Annotated in this window: 16 protein-coding genes; 7 read left to right on the top strand and 9 right to left on the bottom strand. The window is 57.3% G+C overall.

Going from position 1 to position 18,711, the window contains the following annotated elements; translation table 11 throughout:
- Positions 1–8: 8 nt before the first annotated feature.
- The 9 genes from tldD to SP68_RS02245 form a co-directional block, all read right to left on the bottom strand.
- Positions 9–1,454, bottom strand: coding sequence for a metalloprotease TldD (gene tldD / locus SP68_RS02285; RefSeq protein ID WP_008806685.1), 1,446 nt, complete (start codon positions 1,452–1,454; stop codon positions 9–11).
- An 88-nt stretch (positions 1,455–1,542) separates the two neighbouring features.
- A complete protein-coding gene (yhdP, locus tag SP68_RS02280; RefSeq protein ID WP_008806686.1) occupies positions 1,543–5,340 on the bottom strand; it encodes an AsmA2 domain-containing protein YhdP in 3,798 nt (1,265 codons plus the stop codon).
- Between the two features lie 37 nt (positions 5,341–5,377).
- A complete protein-coding gene (rng, locus tag SP68_RS02275) occupies positions 5,378–6,847 on the bottom strand; it encodes a ribonuclease G (RefSeq protein ID WP_008806687.1) in 1,470 nt (489 codons plus the stop codon).
- 2 nt (positions 6,848–6,849) lie between these two features.
- The gene (locus tag SP68_RS02270; protein ID WP_008806688.1) at positions 6,850–7,431 is read right to left on the bottom strand and encodes a Maf family protein; all 582 of its coding nucleotides are present in this window, start codon (positions 7,429–7,431) and stop codon (positions 6,850–6,852) included.
- Between the two features lie 7 nt (positions 7,432–7,438).
- On the bottom strand, positions 7,439–7,927 hold the full coding sequence (mreD, locus tag SP68_RS02265; RefSeq protein WP_008806689.1) for a rod shape-determining protein MreD: 489 nt from the start codon (positions 7,925–7,927) through the stop codon (positions 7,439–7,441).
- A complete protein-coding gene (gene mreC, locus SP68_RS02260; RefSeq protein ID WP_008806690.1) occupies positions 7,927–8,919 on the bottom strand; it encodes a rod shape-determining protein MreC in 993 nt (330 codons plus the stop codon). The genes mreD and mreC overlap by 1 nt, the downstream gene beginning before the upstream one ends.
- A 70-nt stretch (positions 8,920–8,989) precedes the next feature.
- Positions 8,990–10,033 carry a rod shape-determining protein MreB gene (gene mreB, locus SP68_RS02255; RefSeq protein ID WP_002918653.1) on the bottom strand — a complete coding sequence of 348 codons (1,044 nt, stop codon included), beginning with the start codon at positions 10,031–10,033 and terminating at the stop codon, positions 8,990–8,992.
- Positions 10,034–10,338: 305 nt separating this feature from the next.
- Positions 10,339–12,279: an RNase E specificity factor CsrD gene (gene csrD / locus SP68_RS02250; protein ID WP_008806692.1), complete on the bottom strand. Its 1,941-nt coding sequence runs from the start codon at positions 12,277–12,279 to the stop codon at positions 10,339–10,341.
- A 79-nt stretch (positions 12,280–12,358) separates the two neighbouring features.
- Entirely contained in the window at positions 12,359–12,550 is a 192-nt protein-coding gene (locus tag SP68_RS02245; protein ID WP_032691257.1) for a hypothetical protein, read from the bottom strand.
- A 228-nt stretch (positions 12,551–12,778) separates the two neighbouring features.
- Between SP68_RS02245 and msrP the strand changes: the two genes are divergently transcribed.
- The 7 genes from msrP (at position 12,779) to panF (ending at position 18,708) form a co-directional block, all read left to right on the top strand.
- The gene (msrP, locus tag SP68_RS02240; RefSeq protein ID WP_012540448.1) at positions 12,779–13,780 is read left to right on the top strand and encodes a protein-methionine-sulfoxide reductase catalytic subunit MsrP; all 1,002 of its coding nucleotides are present in this window, start codon (positions 12,779–12,781) and stop codon (positions 13,778–13,780) included.
- Positions 13,780–14,379 carry a protein-methionine-sulfoxide reductase heme-binding subunit MsrQ gene (gene msrQ / locus SP68_RS02235; protein WP_012540447.1) on the top strand — a complete coding sequence of 200 codons (600 nt, stop codon included), beginning with the start codon at positions 13,780–13,782 and terminating at the stop codon, positions 14,377–14,379. Before msrP ends, msrQ begins: the two co-directional genes overlap by 1 nt.
- 232 nt (positions 14,380–14,611) lie before the next feature.
- Positions 14,612–15,064 carry a type II 3-dehydroquinate dehydratase gene (aroQ, locus tag SP68_RS02230; RefSeq protein ID WP_012540446.1) on the top strand — a complete coding sequence of 151 codons (453 nt, stop codon included), beginning with the start codon at positions 14,612–14,614 and terminating at the stop codon, positions 15,062–15,064.
- 22 nt (positions 15,065–15,086) lie between these two features.
- Positions 15,087–15,554 carry an acetyl-CoA carboxylase biotin carboxyl carrier protein gene (gene accB / locus SP68_RS02225; RefSeq protein ID WP_008806696.1) on the top strand — a complete coding sequence of 156 codons (468 nt, stop codon included), beginning with the start codon at positions 15,087–15,089 and terminating at the stop codon, positions 15,552–15,554.
- A 10-nt stretch (positions 15,555–15,564) separates the two neighbouring features.
- A complete protein-coding gene (gene accC, locus SP68_RS02220) occupies positions 15,565–16,914 on the top strand; it encodes an acetyl-CoA carboxylase biotin carboxylase subunit (protein ID WP_008806697.1) in 1,350 nt (449 codons plus the stop codon).
- Positions 16,915–17,024: 110 nt separating this feature from the next.
- Complete coding sequence (locus SP68_RS02215) at positions 17,025–17,267, top strand: YhdT family protein (RefSeq protein ID WP_012540445.1); 243 nt, start codon at positions 17,025–17,027, stop codon at positions 17,265–17,267.
- On the top strand, positions 17,257–18,708 hold the full coding sequence (gene panF, locus SP68_RS02210) for a sodium/pantothenate symporter (RefSeq protein ID WP_012540444.1): 1,452 nt from the start codon (positions 17,257–17,259) through the stop codon (positions 18,706–18,708). The genes SP68_RS02215 and panF overlap by 11 nt, the downstream gene beginning before the upstream one ends.
- Positions 18,709–18,711: the final 3 nt, after the last annotated feature.

Raw genomic sequence — 18,711 nt, 5'->3', positions numbered from 1 at the left:
GGTCAGGATCAGGCGGTACCGCCGACGGTAAGATTATCGACCTTCAGGGTCGGCTGGCCGACGCCCACCGGCACGCTCTGGCCCTCTTTGCCACAAACGCCAACGCCGTTATCCAGCCGCAGGTCATTCCCTACCATCGAAATCTGCTGCATGGTTTCAATCCCGGAGCCGATCAGCGTGGCCCCTTTCACCGCCTTCGTGACCTTCCCTTTTTCGATCAGATAGGCTTCGGAGGTAGAGAAGACAAACTTACCAGAGGTGATATCCACCTGCCCGCCGCCAAAGTTAGGCGCGAAGATACCGTAATCGACCGACTCGATAATCTCCTGCGGCGTCGACTGGCCCGCCAGCATATAGGTATTGGTCATACGCGGCATCGGCAGATGAGCATACGACTCGCGACGGCCGTTACCGGTCGGCGCGACGCCCATCAGACGCGCATTGAGCTTATCCTGCATATAGCCTTTCAGGATGCCGTTTTCGATCAGCACGTTGTATTGCCCCGGCGTGCCTTCGTCATCGATGGCGACCGACCCGCGACGATCGACGATGGTGCCGTCATCCACCACAGTACACAGCTCAGAGGCAACTAATTCCCCCATATGGCCGCTAAAGACCGAGGTGCCGCGACGGTTGAAATCACCTTCCAGCCCATGGCCGACCGCTTCGTGCAGCAGGACGCCAGGCCAGCCGGCGCCGAGCACCACCGGCAGCATCCCCGCCGGGGCGGCGACTGCCGAAAGGTTCACCAGCGCCATGCGCACGGCTTCTTTCGCCCAGGCATCAGCCCGCACGTCGCCCTCCTGGGAGGCGAGGAAATAGTCATAGCCAAAGCGTCCACCGCCGCCGCTGCTGCCGCGCTCACGCTTGCCATCCTCTTCCACCAGCACGCTGACCGAAAGGCGCACCAGCGGGCGAACGTCCGCGGCGAGGGTGCCGTCGGTGGCGGCCACCAGAATCAGCTCATAAACGCCGCTCAGGCTGGCCGAAACTTCCTGCACGCGCTTGTCCGCCGCCCGGGCGACTTTGTCCACCCGGCGCAGAATATCCAGCTTCTCTTCCCGACTCATGCTCTGCAGCGGGTCGATGCTGGTGTACAAAGGGCTGTACTCAACGGCTCCCAGGGTCTGCACTTTGCCATTACCGGTATCACGCACAATCGTCCGCGCCGCCTGGGCGCTCTGCTCCAGCGCCAGCTTGCTAATCTGGTCCGCATAGGCAAAGCCCGTTTTTTCGCCGCTGACGGCGCGCACGCCTACGCCCTGGTCAATGTTGTACGACCCATCTTTAATGATGCTGTCTTCCAGAACCCAGGATTCGTGATAGCTCGACTGAAAATAGAGATCGCCGTAATCGAGGCGGCGCTCGGTCAGTTGACCAAGAATGGCAAACAGATCCTGATGATTCAGGCCATTTGCCGACAGTAATTGTTCACTTACCAGGTTCAGACTCATCGTTATGCTACTCGTTTGTTGCCGCCTGACAGGCGGAAATACAGAAGGCGATCTATTGAGATTGCGGCAATTCCCGGCAATCGTCAAATCATTGCTTTTTGTTGCTACGCGCCTGGCGCAGCACCTCATTGATCTGCGGCTGGTCAATCGGACCAGTAATGCGATAGCGCAGAATCGAGACTTTGTTCCACAGCGGGCCCAGCACCTTGCTGGCGGCAAACACCGCCGCGCCGACGATAGGGTTGACGGCAAAAGCCGCCGCCACGCCGACGGTCGCAGAGATCTCCGGCGCCACCACCGCCTGCAGATCCAGCCGGCGACGCACCAAATCGACCGAACCTTTCATGGCAATATCCGCTTCCAGGCCATCCACCAGCGTATCGTCGGTATGCAGCACGCCATCCTTGATCCATGCCGTACTGTTAATCGAGTCGAAGTAAAAGCCCTCGCTGAAGGTATCGCTAAAGTCGAAGCGCAGCTTACGCAGCAGGGCATCAACGCTCAGCAAACGCAGCAGTTGGCCAGCGTGTCCGGTACTCAGGTCGGTAAACTGTCCCTTGCCGAGGTGGCTTTTAATGATCCCATTGAGCGATGCGACATCGGGCGACCAGGGCGGCGCGCGCCAGTGCAGATCATAGTCGATGTCAAACGGCGAATCCTTCACCGGCGTGGAAACGCCGAAGAAACTGGCAAACTCATCCGTTTTATTGCCATGCAGTTTGCCTTTCAGCGACGTGCGTACACCAGCCGGCGCGCTGACCCAGACGCCATCGGTCGTCAGTCGGCCAAACCCGGTATCCACCAGACCATTGGAGAGCGTTAAGGTATCGCCCTTAATCGCCACATCGCCGTCGATACGGCCATATTTTTGCCCCCACAGCCAGCATTCCGCACAGCGCAGCTGCAGATCGGGCCAGCCGTGGAAATCCAGCCGCGTCTCTGCCTGCGGGGCAGCGTTCTTCTCACCGGTCTGGCCATTGGCGCTGGTCGGGTTGAAATAGAGATAACGCACATTCGCCAGCCAGGGCGCATTGTCGCGCATCGTCAGGGTAGCGTTGATTTCACGCCCCTGCGCCTCGACCTGCGAGCCGCCGGCGACCGGCTGCGACATCAGACTGACGTTGTTCCACTGTTGACCGGCAAGCGCCAGCGACGGCGTACGCAGCACAATGCGCTGGGGAAAGAGTATGGTGCTGCTGACTTCATTCGCCGCCCCGTTTTGAAAGAGCGCCAGCCATTGAGCGCCATCCATCGGTGGCAAATTGAGTTCAACCCCAGGCTGGTCAGGCAGCGGAGAGAGCCCCTTGCTGTCCGAAGTAAGGATTGCCCGATCCAACGTCAGCTTATGGTTCAGCAACCAGCGGCTGTTGATATGATTCTTCGCGCCGACGGAGCCGGTCAGGTCGAAGCTGCTCAAACCGCCGGCGACGTTAATTTTGATCGGCATCGGCTCTCCAGCGGGCTTATTGACCGGCGAAGGTAAGTGACTGCTCACATTCTTGAGGTCGCCGTTGATATCAACCTTATAGCTGGCGTTACCATGGTACGGCAGTTCGATAGCGACCTTGCCCTCCCACGGCACGCTGCCGCTCAGCGACTCGTTGACGGCTTTTGGCAGCAACCCGGTATGCGATGGCTGCCAGTTGGCGTTCATCCCGACGTCCACCAGAAACGCTTTTTCGCCCTCCCGGGTGGAAAAATTGAGATTCAGCGGCTGATGAAACCAGGTCGCGCTCAACGTTTCGCTATTGAGATCGCCATTCACGAAGCTGAAATTCCCGCTCAGGTTTTGCAGAGTGGTGTCTAACGGCTTGATAAACAGACTGTTATTCTGCAGACGCACATCGCCTTTCGCGGTGGTCATTTCGCCATCTAAAGGGATGTTAAGATGTAAGCGAGCGCTCACATCCCCGTCCAGCTGCAGGGAATCCAGCGCCGCTCCCAGGGTCTCTTTCAGCGGCGTGGTGTTGAAATAAGGTCCCACCTCTTTGCCCGGGCCTTTGATATCGGCATCAATCAACAGCTTTTCAGCGGTATAGTCCGGGATCGCGGCATCGAGATTGCTGGCGGTGACATTGCCGAGCATCGCTTTATCCGCCCGCATCCACAACCCGTTATTGATGAAGTTGAGGTCGATGTTCAGCCCGGTCAGCGCCGGCCAGTCCGGCTGGAAGGCAAAAGTGGCGTTCTTCAGCGGGACATAAACCTGGAACTGCCCTTCATTATGCGGGTAAGGGAAAAGATGCGGATTGCCGCCATACACCAGCGTCGCATCGCGAGCCTGTCCGGCTTTAATCGCGCCGCTGAGATAGTCCACCAGCGCCTTGCCCATCAGGTTTTCCGGGAAGTAACGCCATGCCTGGCCACCATCATTGGTGCTGATGCCCGCCAGAATGCCCAGCCAGGGATCATCTCCCTGCGGTTGCAGATAGCGGAAGCCGCCGCGGGCGCGGACACCCGTCGCCTGCACGTCAATATCGCGGCCATCAAGCATAAACCCTTTGTCGTTTTTCACCCAGCTGAGGGTGGCTTCGCCAGCGGCGATCTCCAGCGGGGCGCGGAAAACACCGGTATAAGGCATCAGCGCCTGCGTCATGCGGGCGCGCAGTTCCCCGTGCTCAACGCTGCCATTCAGACTGCCGGAAAAGTGTTCCGCTCCCGGCAGGAGTTTCCACTGCTTCCATGCCAGATCGCTCCACTGCGCCTGAAAGCGCGTTTTCTCCGTCGCCTGCAGGGGAATATCGAGCGCCAGCAGGTTGATTTTGCCGCTGGGCTGCGTGGTGCGCCAGAGCTCGCCCAGGGAAGGCGCCAGCTTATCGGCGAAGGGCTGTAATCCGCTGAGGCCGCTGAGGGTTAAGTTGCTGGCACGAATGCGTAATTCATCGCTACGCTGATGGTCGTCGCCACCGACGTCCTGCGCCGGGATCCAGGCCATCGCCAGCGCGCCGCTTGGCCAGGGTTTATCGTCGATAGCGATCCGCGTATCGGGAATGTAGAAGCCCCAGCTCTGCTTGTCATGGGAGAGATGCGCCGTCAGGTTATCCACTGACAGGTGATGCACCTCGTCATCCCCCTGCCAGCTGGCGCCCCCTTTTTTCAGCCATACGTCACCGCTGGCCACATCGCCTTTTTCAATGGTCATCCAACCTTCAAGGCTGAAGCGGGCGCTCTTCAGAGCGATATTGTCCTGCATCCAGCGGCCGAGCCACGGTTTGACGTCAATATCGTCAGCCTGTAGCCAGACTCGCCCTTTATTCAGCAGGCCATCCTCATCGCGGAGATCCATCCGCACCTGCATCACGCCATGCTGGCCGGTGAGACTGGAGAGGCTAAGCTGCCCCTCGGCGCGGTGACGGTTCCTGCCGTTAAGCCAGGTCAGCTGCGGGACTGCCAGCTCCGCCCGCTGACCGGAAATGGTCAGGAAGCTCAGATGGCTGTCGCGCAGGGTAAAGTGGTCGAACTGACGTAAAAAGAGATCGCTGATGCGGTCGGTTTTCAGGCTTTCGCCGCCGTCATTGGTCTGAATAGGGGTGTTGGTATGAACCTGCAGCTGCCAGAAGGTAAGATCGCGGAACTGCCAGCGCATATGCAGCAAACTCTGCCAGACGTCCAGCGCCAGGGTCACGCGCTTCACCGCCATTTTGCCGCCGTCTTTCAGCCCGACCTGAATATCACGGACATCTAACGTCGGACCAAAATTTTGCCAGCTGGCGGTGATCTGCGAGGCATCCACCGGCGTGCCGGTAAGTGTGGAAATCTTCTCCAGCAGCTGCGGACGCCAGGCGTCAAGCTGCGGCAACACGAGACGCAAGCCACTCACCAGCAGCGCGACGATAACAATCAATGTTGCCACGGTGAGCAATAAAATCCCGGGCAGTCGCCTCACGCCTCTCTCCTTGTCAGCCGCACAATGACGCGGTGTCTTACATCATAACCACATCGAACTGCTCTTGATTATAGAGCGGCTCAATTTGTACCTTGACCTGCTTGCCGACAAAGATTTCCACTTCCGCCAGCGCGTGCGACTCTTCCCCTTTCAGGGTTTCCGCCACCGCAGGGGAAGCATAGACCAGGAAGCGATCGGAATCATAAGCATGATGCACGCGGACGATCTCACGCATAATCTCATAGCATACCGTTTCAACCGACTTTACCGTTCCGCGTCCGTGGCAGGTCGGGCACTCGTTGCACAGCACATGCTCCACGCTTTCACGCGTCCGCTTGCGGGTCATCTCCACCAGCCCCAGTTGAGAGAAACCGTTGATGCTGGTTTTCACCCGATCTTTACTCAGCGCCTGCTCTAAGGAGTGCAGTACCCGTCGCCGATGGTCTTCATTGTTCATGTCAATGAAATCAATGATGATAATGCCGCCGAGGTTACGCAAACGTAGCTGGCGGGCTATCGCCTGGGTGGCTTCGATATTGGTATTGAAGATAGTATCGTCAAGATTCCGGTGCCCGACAAACGCCCCGGTATTGATATCAATGGTAGTCATCGCCTCGGTCTGGTCGATGATCAGGTAGCCCCCGGACTTCAGCTCAACCTTACGCTCCAGCGCGCGCTGAATTTCGTTCTCCACATCAAAGAGATCGAAAATCGGCTGGCGGCCGCTGTAGTGTTCCAGCTTGCTGGTCATTTCCGGGATATATTCAGCGGTGAACTCAAGTAACGCCTCGTAGGTCAGGCGAGAGTCGACGCGAATACGGTCGAGATGCGCATCGGCAAAATCACGCAGCACGCGCTGAGCCAGAGCCAGCTCGCCGTACAGCTGATAACGGGTCTGATTGCGCTTTTTGCGCTCCATCACCTTGGTCCAGACGCGCTTCAGATAGGCGGCATCGGCGGCCATTTCCTGCTCGTGAACCCCTTCCGCAGCGGTGCGAATGATAAATCCGCCCTGCTCGTCGCAGTAATCTGCGACAACCTTCTTCAACCGCTCACGCTCGGCTTCGCTTTCAATGCGTTGGGATACTCCCACATGGGAGGCGCCTGGCATAAACACCAGATAACGGGAAGGCAGGGTGATATCCGTGGTCAGACGCGCGCCTTTGGTGCCCAGCGGATCTTTGACCACCTGGACCATCAGGTCCTGGCCCTGGCGCACCAGCTCCGAAATATCGCGTACGGTAAACTGCTTTTGCTCCTCACCAGCGACACATTCGGTATGCGGCATGATATCGGAGGCGTGGAGGAACGCCGCCTTATCGAGACCAATATCTACAAAAGCCGCCTGCATTCCCGGCAGCACTCGGCTAACACGACCTTTGTAGATATTGCCTACTATTCCGCGTCGCGCTTCACGCTCAATATGGATTTCCTGCAGAATACCGCCATCGATATACGCGACGCGCGTTTCGGATGGCGTTACGTTAACTAATAATTCAGCCGTCATCTTTATCCCTTTTCTTTACGCAGTGAGTTAAAGTTACTGAGCAACTCATACGTTTCCACCAGCGGTAAGCCGACTACGGCGTGATAGCTGCCATTAATCTTCCTGACGAAGCAACCACCCAACCCTTGAATACCGTATGCACCTGCTTTATCTAAAGGCTCGCCGCTGGCCACATATTCGGCGATATCCTGCTCGCTAAGCAGCCGGAAGGTCACGTCCGTGACCACCAGACAGTCCAGCGTCTGCTGCGTATCTGCCAGCGCCACCGCCGTCATGACCTGATGCGTTTGGCCGGAAAGCAGACGCAGCATTGCTGCAGCGTGTTCAGCGTCGCGCGGTTTCTCCAGCACTTCGCCGTTAAGAATGACAATCGTATCCGCCCCCAGCACCGGCAAATCGCGCGATGCCATCGCCACCCCGGCCTGCGCTTTTTCGCGCGCCAGGCGGACAACATAGTGCTCGGCGCTCTCCTGCGGCTGGCGCTGTTCCTCAATACCGGGAACCAGACGCTCGAAAGTGAGACCAAGCTGAGTCAGCAGTTCCTGCCGACGCGGGGAACCTGAAGCAAGATACAGAGTTGTCATATCAACCTTATTGCACTGCAAATTGCTGACGCACTTTGCGCATCAGCAGGAAGAGCCATGGCCAGAGGACACCGTTTACTACACTACTCCAGAATACTTCCGGACGGAAAGAGACGTTGATCACTAAAAACTCTGCCCAGAAAACAATGATATCCACGGCCAGGGATAACAGCATGACCACCAGCGCTTGTTGCCACAGCGCCAGGTTACGGAACAGCTGATATTTCAGCGCGACCAGATAGGCGATAATGCTTAAGGACAGGGCGCGAACGCCCAGCGTCGAGCCGCTAATGAGATCAAGAATAGCCCCCATCACGAAGCCCGTCCCCACGTTCACCCGGTGCGGCAGGGCGAGGATCCAGTACAGCAGGATCAATAATACCCAGTTGGGCCGGAAAACGCTGATGTCCGCCGGCCAGGGCATAATTTGCAGCAATAGCGCGATAAGAAACGAGAGCCAGATAACCCAGCGTCCCTGGCTACGATAACTTGCCACTATTGCCCCCCTGCAGGCAGAGACGGCTGCGATGGCGTCAGCCCGGTGGCTGGCGCCGGCATCTGCGGCCCCATGGCATCCGGCGCAGGCAGCACCTGCGGCATCATCTGCATCAGGCGCTCGTTAGCCACGCGATGGACCTCTTCCGGGGTCATCGGGTTGGCGCCATTGCGATCGGCGCCCCACAGCAGCAGCAGATAGCGCAAGCGCTGCAGCCCGGCCGTCGGACGCGCCTGAATCACGGTGTAGGCGCGCTGAGTGTCCAGCTTCACCGAGGAGACCACCCCGACCGGATACCCTTCCGGGAAGCGGCCACCGAGACCAGAGGTCACCAGCACATCGCCGACGCGAATATCGGTATTCGCCGGCAGATGCTCAAGCTGGAGATCGTCAGTACAGCCGTTACCGGCGGCAATCACGCGAATGTCGTTACGCAGGACCTGGATCGGCAGCGCATGGGTGGCATCGCAGATCAGCAGCACCCGGCTGGTCATTTTCGCCACGGCCACGACCTGCCCCACTACGCCTTTATCGCTGATAACCGGCTGGCCTTCGTAAACACCGTTCACGCTGCCCTTATCAATAACCACCTGATCGCTGTAGGGGTCGTTGACCGTTGAGATGACCTGCGTCACCATTTTTTGTTCGTCCTGGCGCAGCGGCGAGCCAAGCAGTTCACGCAGACGCGCGTTCTCTTGCTTGTACTGGCCCAGCATCAGCAGATCGCTGTTTTTCAGCAACAGTTCCTGACGCAGCGCGCGGTTTTCCAGTTCGAGCTGATCGCGGGTCGCCAGCGTTTGCGATACGCTGTCGAGGAGTTCCCGGGGACCATTAGAGACAAAGTAGAAAGGGCTGACGGCTGTATCCATGTACGTTCTGATTTGACTGAACGTACCCAGGCGGCTGTCGGCGATAATGACGCCAAGCGCCACCAGCACCGCCAGAATAAGGCGAATCTGTAGCGAGGGGCCACGGCTAAAAATTGGCTTCATAGGCTATGCGTATTCTCGTGTCAGTAAAGACCAGGGGCAGCCGCTAAGCCACCCCAGACCTTCAGGCTGACTACTCTTCGCTAAACAGGTCGCCGCCGTGCATGTCGATCATTTCCAGCGCCTTGCCGCCGCCACGCGCTACGCAGGTCAGCGGATCTTCAGCAACCACGACTGGAATACCGGTTTCTTCCATTAACAGACGGTCCAGGTTGCGCAGCAGCGCACCACCGCCGGTAAGAACCATCCCGCGCTCGGAGATATCAGAAGCCAGTTCCGGCGGGCACTGCTCCAGAGCAACCATGACCGCACTCACGATGCCGGTCAGCGGCTCCTGCAGCGCTTCAAGAATTTCGTTGGAATTCAGGGTAAAGCCGCGTGGTACGCCTTCCGCCAGGTTACGGCCGCGAACTTCGATTTCACGCACTTCATCGCCCGGGTAAGCCGAACCGATTTCGTGTTTGATACGCTCAGCGGTCGCTTCACCGATCAGGGAGCCGTAGTTACGACGCACGTAATTAATCACGGCTTCGTCGAAACGGTCGCCGCCGATACGCACGGAAGAAGAGTAGACCACGCCGTTCAGGGAAATAACCGCGACTTCGGTAGTACCGCCGCCGATATCGACAACCATAGAACCGGTCGCTTCAGAAACCGGTAAGCCTGCGCCAATCGCTGCCGCCATCGGCTCTTCGATCAGGAAGACTTCACGAGCGCCAGCGCCCTGCGCGGATTCACGGATCGCACGACGCTCAACCTGGGTGGCGCCAACCGGTACGCACACCAGCACGCGCGGGCTCGGGCGCATAAAGCTGTTGCTGTGCACTTGTTTGATAAAGTGCTGCAGCATCTTTTCCGTCACGAAGAAGTCAGCGATGACGCCGTCCTTCATCGGGCGAATCGCCGCGATATTACCCGGGGTACGGCCGAGCATCTGCTTCGCTTCATGACCTACGGCGGCGACGCTTTTCGGCGATCCGGCACGATCCTGACGAATGGCCACCACGGAAGGCTCATTCAATACGATGCCTTGTCCTTTTACGTAAATAAGGGTATTCGCGGTACCCAGGTCAATGGACAGGTCATTGGAAAACATGCCACGAAATTTTTTTAACATACTAAGGGATAATCCTGAAAGCTGGGGCGGAAAACAAAATCCGCTTACTTTACCAACCACACGCAGCAGCGACAAGGCGCAAAAATCACCTGCTGCGGTGAAAATTAGTGCAGTTCATTTCCTTTGTTACAAATTTTTCCGACTCCGTTCATTGCTGAAATCTTCAGCAGCGCTCCACGCCTGAATTTGTAACCTGTCAAAGGAGGGTCACTGGCATTTACATTGCGATGATCCGGCGAGTAGACAAGCACACCCCCTTCACCATGGCGCGCGTTATTCTACGTGAAATCACGCTAAACGGCAGATCAAACCGAGTATCTTTGCGAATATTTTTTCACATTTGTGTCAAGTGGCTGTGAGGCCGCAAAAAATTCCCCCTGACCGCCTGTGACACCGCATTGGGACAGCACTAACCACTCGCTGCGGCTGCGTACGCCCGTCGCAAAAACTTGCATAGGCATGCCTTTGCAGGCTTCCACCAGACTTTGCACCAGCAGCTGGTTCTCACTGCGCTTTTCAATGTTGCGCGCCAGCCCAGGATGCAGTTTGATCAACTCCGCATCCAGCTGCTTGATCCAGCTGGTTCCCACCAGGGTTAGTCCCGCCTGAACGACCGCCACCCGAACGCCCAGGGCGTTAACCAACCGCATAACCGGCTGCAGACGGCCGATATATTGACAAACATCTGCCTCCGCAAGTTCAAAAATAATCCGCTGACGCTGCGATTTTTCACACTGCATTAAGGCATCGCGCAGCCAGCGCTGAAAACGGGGACGGATCAGCGACTCCACCGACAGCTGTAACGCCAGGTTTTCCTCAGGCCAGAAGCCTAAAAATGGCAGCAGGCGCGTCACCTGCAGGCGGTCATACTCCTCCGCCAGACCAAACTGCAGCACCATCGGCATGTACTCGGCGGCGATCACCTCTTCTTTACCGTCGTACATCCGCGACATCAGTTCACGGTGATGCACCCGGCCATCGCGGGTAACGGCAGGTTTTTGGTACAACCGCGGTCCCCCGCGGCTCAGCATCTGTTCGATCAGCGTCCGCCAGCGAACGTTGCCGCGGCCTTTCTCAGGAAGGGTGTCATCGTAAACCGACCAACTATTGCTACCCTGCAGCACCGCGTTGCGCGTTGCCGCTTCCGCGTGCTCCATCACCTGCGCTGTCGATTGCCCGCTGCGGAAAGCACAGATCCCGATATGCATCATATCGTCGCGATCGAGAATGCGCGTCGGCGGCAGTGCGTCCATGGCCTTCAGCAACAGCCCGGCGATACTATCTGCCTCTTTTAACGTGCGGTGCGGCAGCAGCACGGCGAAGTCGCTACGGTGATAGCGCGCCAGTAGCGCGCCGGGATAACGCATAATAAAGGTAGAGAGCAGGTTGATAAGCGTGAAGTAATGCTCTTCGGCGGCCGCCCGTCCCCAGTTGTCCCGTAGCAGATCGAACTCCGGCAGACGGATCATCATGACGATGCCGTAGGCGCCCACTTTCTCCTGGTCTTCCAGCAGCGTGGCCAGCTGATTATCAAAGAACAGGCGGTTATTCAGGCCCGTTTTAGAATCCTGTGCCGCATAGGAGCGAATCAGCGTATCCATACGGCTGCGCTGATCGCTGGCGAATTGCAGCTCCGACAGCAGCATATCCAGCGCGCTGCTGGTGCTGGCTGGCCATTCATAGACCGATCCGCGCACCTGCGGCCCGCGCTCGCCGCTCAGGATGCGCGTGGAACGCAGCTCAAGCAGCTCCTGACCAGCCAGCTGGCGGCGGATCCAGCGGACGGCGAAGAAAATAATCACCACCATAAAGCCGATGGAGATCGACAGCGGGGCCGTGATCGACAGCGAGCGGAAATAGTTCACCATTGGGTCAACGTAGACCAGATGCAGAGTGATACCGGGGTGTTTAAGCGACGGGACCGTGATCTCACGGAATTGCTCATGGCTGCCAAGCGGGCGGTAGCTGTCGGTTCGGGAGTGGCTGTAGAGTGGTTTGCCGTTAAGCATGAAATCGATATGCACGATCTCGATCGGCGTCATCAGCTCATCCAGCTGCGGCTCAAGCTGATCAAAAGAGGTGGTGATGAGCCGGTTATCCAGCATGGTCGCCACCGCCTGAACCCGGTTTTCGACCTTGTTCTCAATGCCGTTATAAAAACTCAGCGAAGCGCCAATCAGCGTGACAAAGATGGTCAGGCTAGTTAGCAGCGTGATAAAGGCTGAGAACTTCGTCGTTAATCGCATCCCTGTGTTAACTCCGCGAGTGAATGACTGCCCGATGAACCATCAGGCTCCCGTGCTGGCGCGCGCCTTGCCGCTAGCATTAACCTTTTAAAGCGCGACGCATACTATCAAAGATGGCGAGTCTGGCAATGGAATGCGTATTATCGGCGAAAGTATGCCGATAGCGAGTATAGTCGGCAGAAAAAATTTGCCAATCATTGCCCGCCTGCGGCCTGCGCCAGAAGCGCTTTAATTTTAGACGCAGGATGGCAAACCCGCGCCAGCGACGCAAATTATTACCGGTTTACCGTTTGGCCTGCTTGCCGCCCTCTTTTCCCTGCTAAAGATGCCGGGTCATGCGCGGTAAAGGAAACGTCTTGCGCCACTTTCCGATGATTCCTGGACGACCGCGCCTCTGCTTCGGCGGCGGCTCCTCATCCTAATCTGCAATTTTTCGTGACATATTCGCGATAAATCGTCGTCTCCGTCATGCTTAGGGAAACGCATGACGGAGGACACCATGAAAAGAAAAAAACTGACGGAAGCCGACGTCACGGCCGAATCCGTTTTTATGCTCAAGCGGCGCCAGGTGCTGAAAATGCTGGGTATCAGCGCGACGGCGCTTTCGCTTCCCGCCGCCGCGCAGGCCGATCTGCTGGACTGGTTTAAAGGAAATGACCGCCCGCCGGCCCCGGCGGGCAAGGCCCTGGACTTTGCTAAACCCGCCGAGTGGCAGGCTAATCTGACGCTCACCCCGGAAGATAAGGTCGCCGGTTACAATAACTTTTATGAATTCGGCCTCGATAAAGCCGACCCGGCGGCGAACGCAGGTAGCCTGCGCACCGATCCCTGGACACTGACCATCGGCGGTGAAGTGGCGAAGCCGCTGACCCTTGACCATGACGATCTGACCAAACGCTTTCCGCTGGAGGAGCGCATTTACCGTATGCGCTGCGTGGAGGCCTGGTCGATGGTCGTTCCCTGGGTCGGTTTCCCGCTGCATAAACTGTTGGCGCTGGTGGAACCCACCAGCAACGCACGCTATGTCGCCTTCAAAACCCTTTACGCCCCGGATCAAATGCCCGGGCAGAAAGATCGTTTTATCGGCGGGGGACTTGCTTATCCTTACGTGGAAGGGTTGCGACTTGACGAAGCCATGCACCCCTTGACGCTGCTTACCGTCGGCGTGTATGGCAAAGCGCTGCCGCCGCAGAACGGCGCGCCGATCCGCCTGACCGTGCCGTGGAAGTACGGTTTTAAAGGCATTAAATCCATCGTCAGCATTGAGCTGACGCGCGAGCAGCCGCCGACCACCTGGAATCTGGCGGCGCCGGACGAATACGGCTTCTTTGCCAACGTTAATCCCCATGTCGATCATCCCCGCTGGTCGCAGGCCAGCGAGCGGTTCATCGGCTCAGGCGGTGTGCTCGATGTGAAACGTCAGCCGACGTTGCTGTTTAACGGCTATGCCGACGAGGTGGCCTCACTGTATCGTGGCATGAACTTGCGGGAGAACTTCTAGTGCGTTTCACCGTCAAACAGATCGCGTGGTTGAAAGTCTTCCTCCACCTGGCGGGGTTTTTACCGCTGGTCTGGTTGTTCTGGGCCGGGCATCAGGGCTACTTTAGCGCCGATCCGGCCAAGGATATCCAGCACTTTACCGGCAGGATGGCGCTTAAATTTCTGCTGGCGACTCTGCTGGTCGCCCCGCTGGCGCGCTATGCGAAGCAGCCATTATTGATTCGCATTCGCCGCCTGTTAGGTTTATGGTGTTTTGCCTGGGCGACGCTGCACCTGACCAGCTACACCTTGCTGGAGCTGGGCATTAACAATCTGGCGCTGCTGGGCTCGGAGATTATCAATCGCCCCTATCTGACGTTAGGCATGATCTGCTGGGTGATCCTGCTGGCGCTGGCGGCGACTTCGACGCAGGCGATGCAGCGAAAACTGGGCCGTCGTTGGCAACTTTTGCACAATTTCGTCTATCTGGTGGCGATCCTCGCGCCGATTCACTACCTGTGGTCAGTGAAGATCGTCTCGCCGCAGCCCATCATTTATGCCCTGCTGGCGGTGGTGCTTTTGGCATGCCGTTATAAGAAGTTCCGCCAGTGGTGGCGCTGAATCCGGTAATGTGCAGTTTCCCGCAGATCTTTTATCAACCGCGACTCTTTTTACGATAGCGGTTGATAATCTTCCCTGATAAGACCAGTATTTAGCTGCCAATTGCTACGAAATCGTTATAATGTGCGACTTTGGTTTTCCTGACGGGGTTTTCTGACCCTGAAAAGGTGACAAGGGCGCATTGAAGGTATATGTTGTTTTTTACCCGAAGATGGCAGGAGATCGCCACACGATGGCTGACAAGTTTCACATTTTGCTTTTGAATGGTCCAAACATTAACATGCTCGGTACCCGAGAGCCTGATAAGTATGGCACCCTCTCGCTGGCTGAAATTGTTAACCGTTTGACATCTGAGGCGGCGGCGCTGAATGTGAGCCTGGATCACCTGCAGTCCAACGCGGAGTATGCGTTAATCGACCGAATTCATCAGGCTAAAGACAACGTGGACTATATCCTGATTAATCCGGCCGCGTTCGCGCATACCAGCGTAGCAATCCGTGACGCGTTGCTTGCCGTGAACATCCCGTTTATCGAGATTCACTTGAGCAACGTGCATGCACGCGAACCCTTCCGCCAGCACTCATACCTGTCAGATGTCGCCGCTGGCGTCATTTGCGGACTGGGGGCGGACGGCTATTCATACGCTTTACAGACGGCGGTAAAACGCCTGTCACAATCACACTAAACAAAGAGTACGGAACCCACTCATGGATATTCGTAAGATTAAAAAACTGATCGAGCTGGTTGAAGAATCAGGTATCTCCGAACTGGAAATTTCTGAAGGCGAAGAGTCTGTTCGCATCAGCCGCTCTGCACCGGTCGCAAGCTATCCGGTTATGCAGCAGGCTTATGCTGCGCCGATGATGCAGCCTCAGGCGCCTGCCGCCGCGGCTGCCGCACCAGCTGCTGCAGCTGAAGCGCCGGCAAAAGCGGAAATCAGTGGTCACATCGTACGTTCCCCGATGGTTGGTACTTTCTATCGTACGCCAAGCCCGGACGCGAAAGCGTTTGTGGAAGTTGGCCAGAAAGTTAACGTGGGCGACACCCTGTGCATCGTCGAAGCGATGAAAATGATGAACCAGATCGAAGCCGACAAAGCCGGCGTGGTGAAAGCCATTCTGATCGAAAGCGGCCAACCGGTAGAATTCGACGAGCCGCTGGTAGTTATCGAGTAACGAGGCGAACATGCTGGATAAAATTGTCATCGCTAACCGTGGCGAGATCGCATTGCGCATCCTGCGTGCCTGTAAAGAACTGGGCATCAAGACCGTCGCTGTGCACTCCACCGCGGATCGCGATCTAAAACACGTATTGTTAGCGGATGAGACGGTCTGTATTGGCCCGGCTCCGTCCGTAAAAAGCTATCTCAACATCCCGGCTATCATCAGTGCGGCGGAAATCACCGGCGCGATAGCGATTCACCCGGGTTATGGTTTCCTCTCCGAGAACGCCAACTTTGCCGAGCAGGTTGAGCGCTCCGGCTTTATCTTCATCGGTCCGAAAGCCGACACTATCCGCCTGATGGGCGACAAAGTGTCCGCAATCACCGCGATGAAGAAAGCCGGCGTCCCGACCGTTCCAGGTTCTGACGGCCCGCTGACCGACGATATGGACGCTAACCGCGCCCATGCCAAACGCATTGGCTATCCGGTGATCATCAAGGCCTCCGGCGGCGGCGGCGGTCGCGGTATGCGCGTTGTGCGTAGCGACGCCGAACTGGCGCAGTCTATCTCCATGACCAAAGCGGAAGCGAAAGCGGCTTTCAATAACGACATGGTCTACATGGAGAAATACCTGGAAAATCCTCGCCACATCGAGATCCAGGTACTGGCGGACGGTCAGGGTAACGCTATCTATCTGGCAGAGCGTGACTGCTCCATGCAGCGTCGCCACCAGAAAGTGGTCGAGGAAGCGCCGGCGCCGGGCATCACCCCGGAACTGCGTCGCTACATCGGCGAACGTTGCGCGAAAGCCTGTGTGGATATCGGCTACCGCGGAGCGGGCACCTTCGAGTTCCTGTTCGAAAACGGCGAGTTCTACTTCATTGAAATGAACACCCGTATTCAGGTAGAACACCCGGTTACCGAAATGATCACCGGCGTTGACCTGATCAAAGAGCAGCTGCGTATTGCAGCTGGCCAGCCGCTGTCCATCAAGCAGGATGAAGTGGTCGTCAGAGGCCATGCGGTGGAATGCCGTATCAACGCCGAAGACCCGAACACCTTCCTGCCGAGCCCGGGTAAAATTACCCGCTTCCACGCGCCGGGCGGTTTTGGCGTGCGCTGGGAGTCTCATATTTACGCCGGTTACACCGTACCGCCGTACTATGACTCCATGATCGGTAAACTGATCTGCTACGGCGAAAGCCGTGACGTGGCGATTGCCCGCATGAAGAATGCGCTGCAGGAGCTGATCATCGATGGCATCAAAACCAACGTCGATCTGCAGATGCGCATTATGAGCGACGAGAACTTCCAGCATGGTGGCACTAACATCCACTACCTGGAGAAAAAGCTCGGACTGCAGGAAAAATAATCCTGTATTTGCTGCAAAAGGCCGGTTAATCCGGCCTTTTTTCTTTTTCTCTCCCCTCGACTTTTCCATGCGGTACAATCCCCGCTTTCTTCATCCTCAAGGGACAAAAAATGGACAAACGCTTTGTTCAGGCCCATAAAGAAGCGCGCTGGGCGCTGTGGCTGACCCTTCTCTATCTTGCCGCCTGGCTGGCGGCGGCCTATCTGCCGGGCGTCAGTATCGGTTTTACCGGCCTGCCGCACTGGTTTGAAATGGCCTGCCTGCTGGTGCCGCTGCTGTTTATACTGCTGTGCTGGGCGATGGTGCGCTTTATCTTCCGTGATATCTCCCTGGAGGATAACGATGCAGCTTGAGATTATCGTGGTGCTGATCGCTTACCTGTTTGTGGTCTTCGGGCTGTCGATTTACGCGATGCGTAAACGCAGTACCGGGAACTTCCTTAGCGAGTATTTCCTCGGCAGTCGATCGATGGGGGGGTTTGTATTAGCCATGACCCTCACCGCCACCTATATTAGCGCCAGCTCGTTTATCGGCGGCCCCGGCGCCGCCTATAAATATGGGCTGGGTTGGGTACTGCTGGCGATGATCCAGGTACCGACGATCTGGCTCTCTCTCGGGATCCTCGGCAAGAAGTTCGCGATCCTGGCGCGACGCTACAATGCTATTACCCTTAACGATATGCTGCAGGCGCGCTACCAAAGCCGCGCAGTGGTATGGATTGCCAGCGTCAGCCTGTTGGTGGCCTTTGTCGGGGCCATCGCGGTGCAGTTTATTGGCGGCGCGCGCCTGCTGGAAACCGCTGCCGGGATCAAGTACGAAACCGGTCTGCTGATCTTTGGGATCACCATCGCGCTGTATACCGCTTTCGGCGGCTTCCGCGCCAGCGTACTCAACGATACGATGCAGGGAATGGTGATGTTGATCGGGACGATCGTCCTGCTGGTTGGTGTCGTCCATGCTGCCGGCGGCCTGCATCAGGCGGTGGACACACTGCAGCGGATCGACCCACAGCTGGTGTCGCCGCACGGTGCGGATGATATCCTGTCCCCCACCTTTATGACCTCGTTCTGGGTGCTGGTTTGCTTCGGCGTTATCGGCCTGCCGCATACCGCCGTACGCTGTATCTCCTATAAAGACAGCAAAGCCGTGCACCGCGGGATTGTCATTGGCACGATCGTCGTGGCGATTCTGATGTTCGGCATGCATCTCGCCGGCGCTCTTGGCCGCGCCGTCCTGCCGGGCCTCACCGTGCCCGATCTGGTGATCCCCACGTTGATGGTCCAGGTGCTGCCGCCGTGGGCTGCAGGACTGTTTTTAGCCGCGCCGATGGCCGCGATTATGTCGAACGTGAACGCCCATTTACTGCAGGCATCGGCTACGATCATTAAAGATCTGTGGCTCAGCGCGCAGCCAACAAAAAAACGCAATGAGCAGAAGCTCAAGCGGATCTCAACGATCGCCACCTTAGTGCTGGGTATATTAATGATGCTGGCCGCCTGGCGGCCGCCGGAAATGATTATCTGGCTCAATCTGCTGGCCTTCGGCGGCCTGGAAGCGGTGTTTTTATGGCCGTTGGTGCTGGGCCTTTACTGGGAGCGGGCAAACGCTGCCGGGGCGCTCAGCGCGATGTTGGTGGGCGGCGTGCTGTATGCCGTGCTCGCGACGTTTCATATTCAGTTCCTGGGCTTCCATCCTATCGTGCCCTCGCTACTGCTAAGTTTGTTGGCTTTTGTCGTCGGGAACCGTTTCGGCCAACCCGTCCCGCCAGCCCCTGTGATGACTACTGATAAATAAAGA

The sequence above is a fragment of the Klebsiella variicola genome, assembly GCF_000828055.2.
GTDB classification, from domain to species: Bacteria; Pseudomonadota; Gammaproteobacteria; order Enterobacterales; family Enterobacteriaceae; genus Klebsiella; species Klebsiella variicola.
The sequence above is the reverse complement of the archived record's forward strand: the minus strand, read 5'-3'. Positions and strand labels throughout refer to the sequence as shown.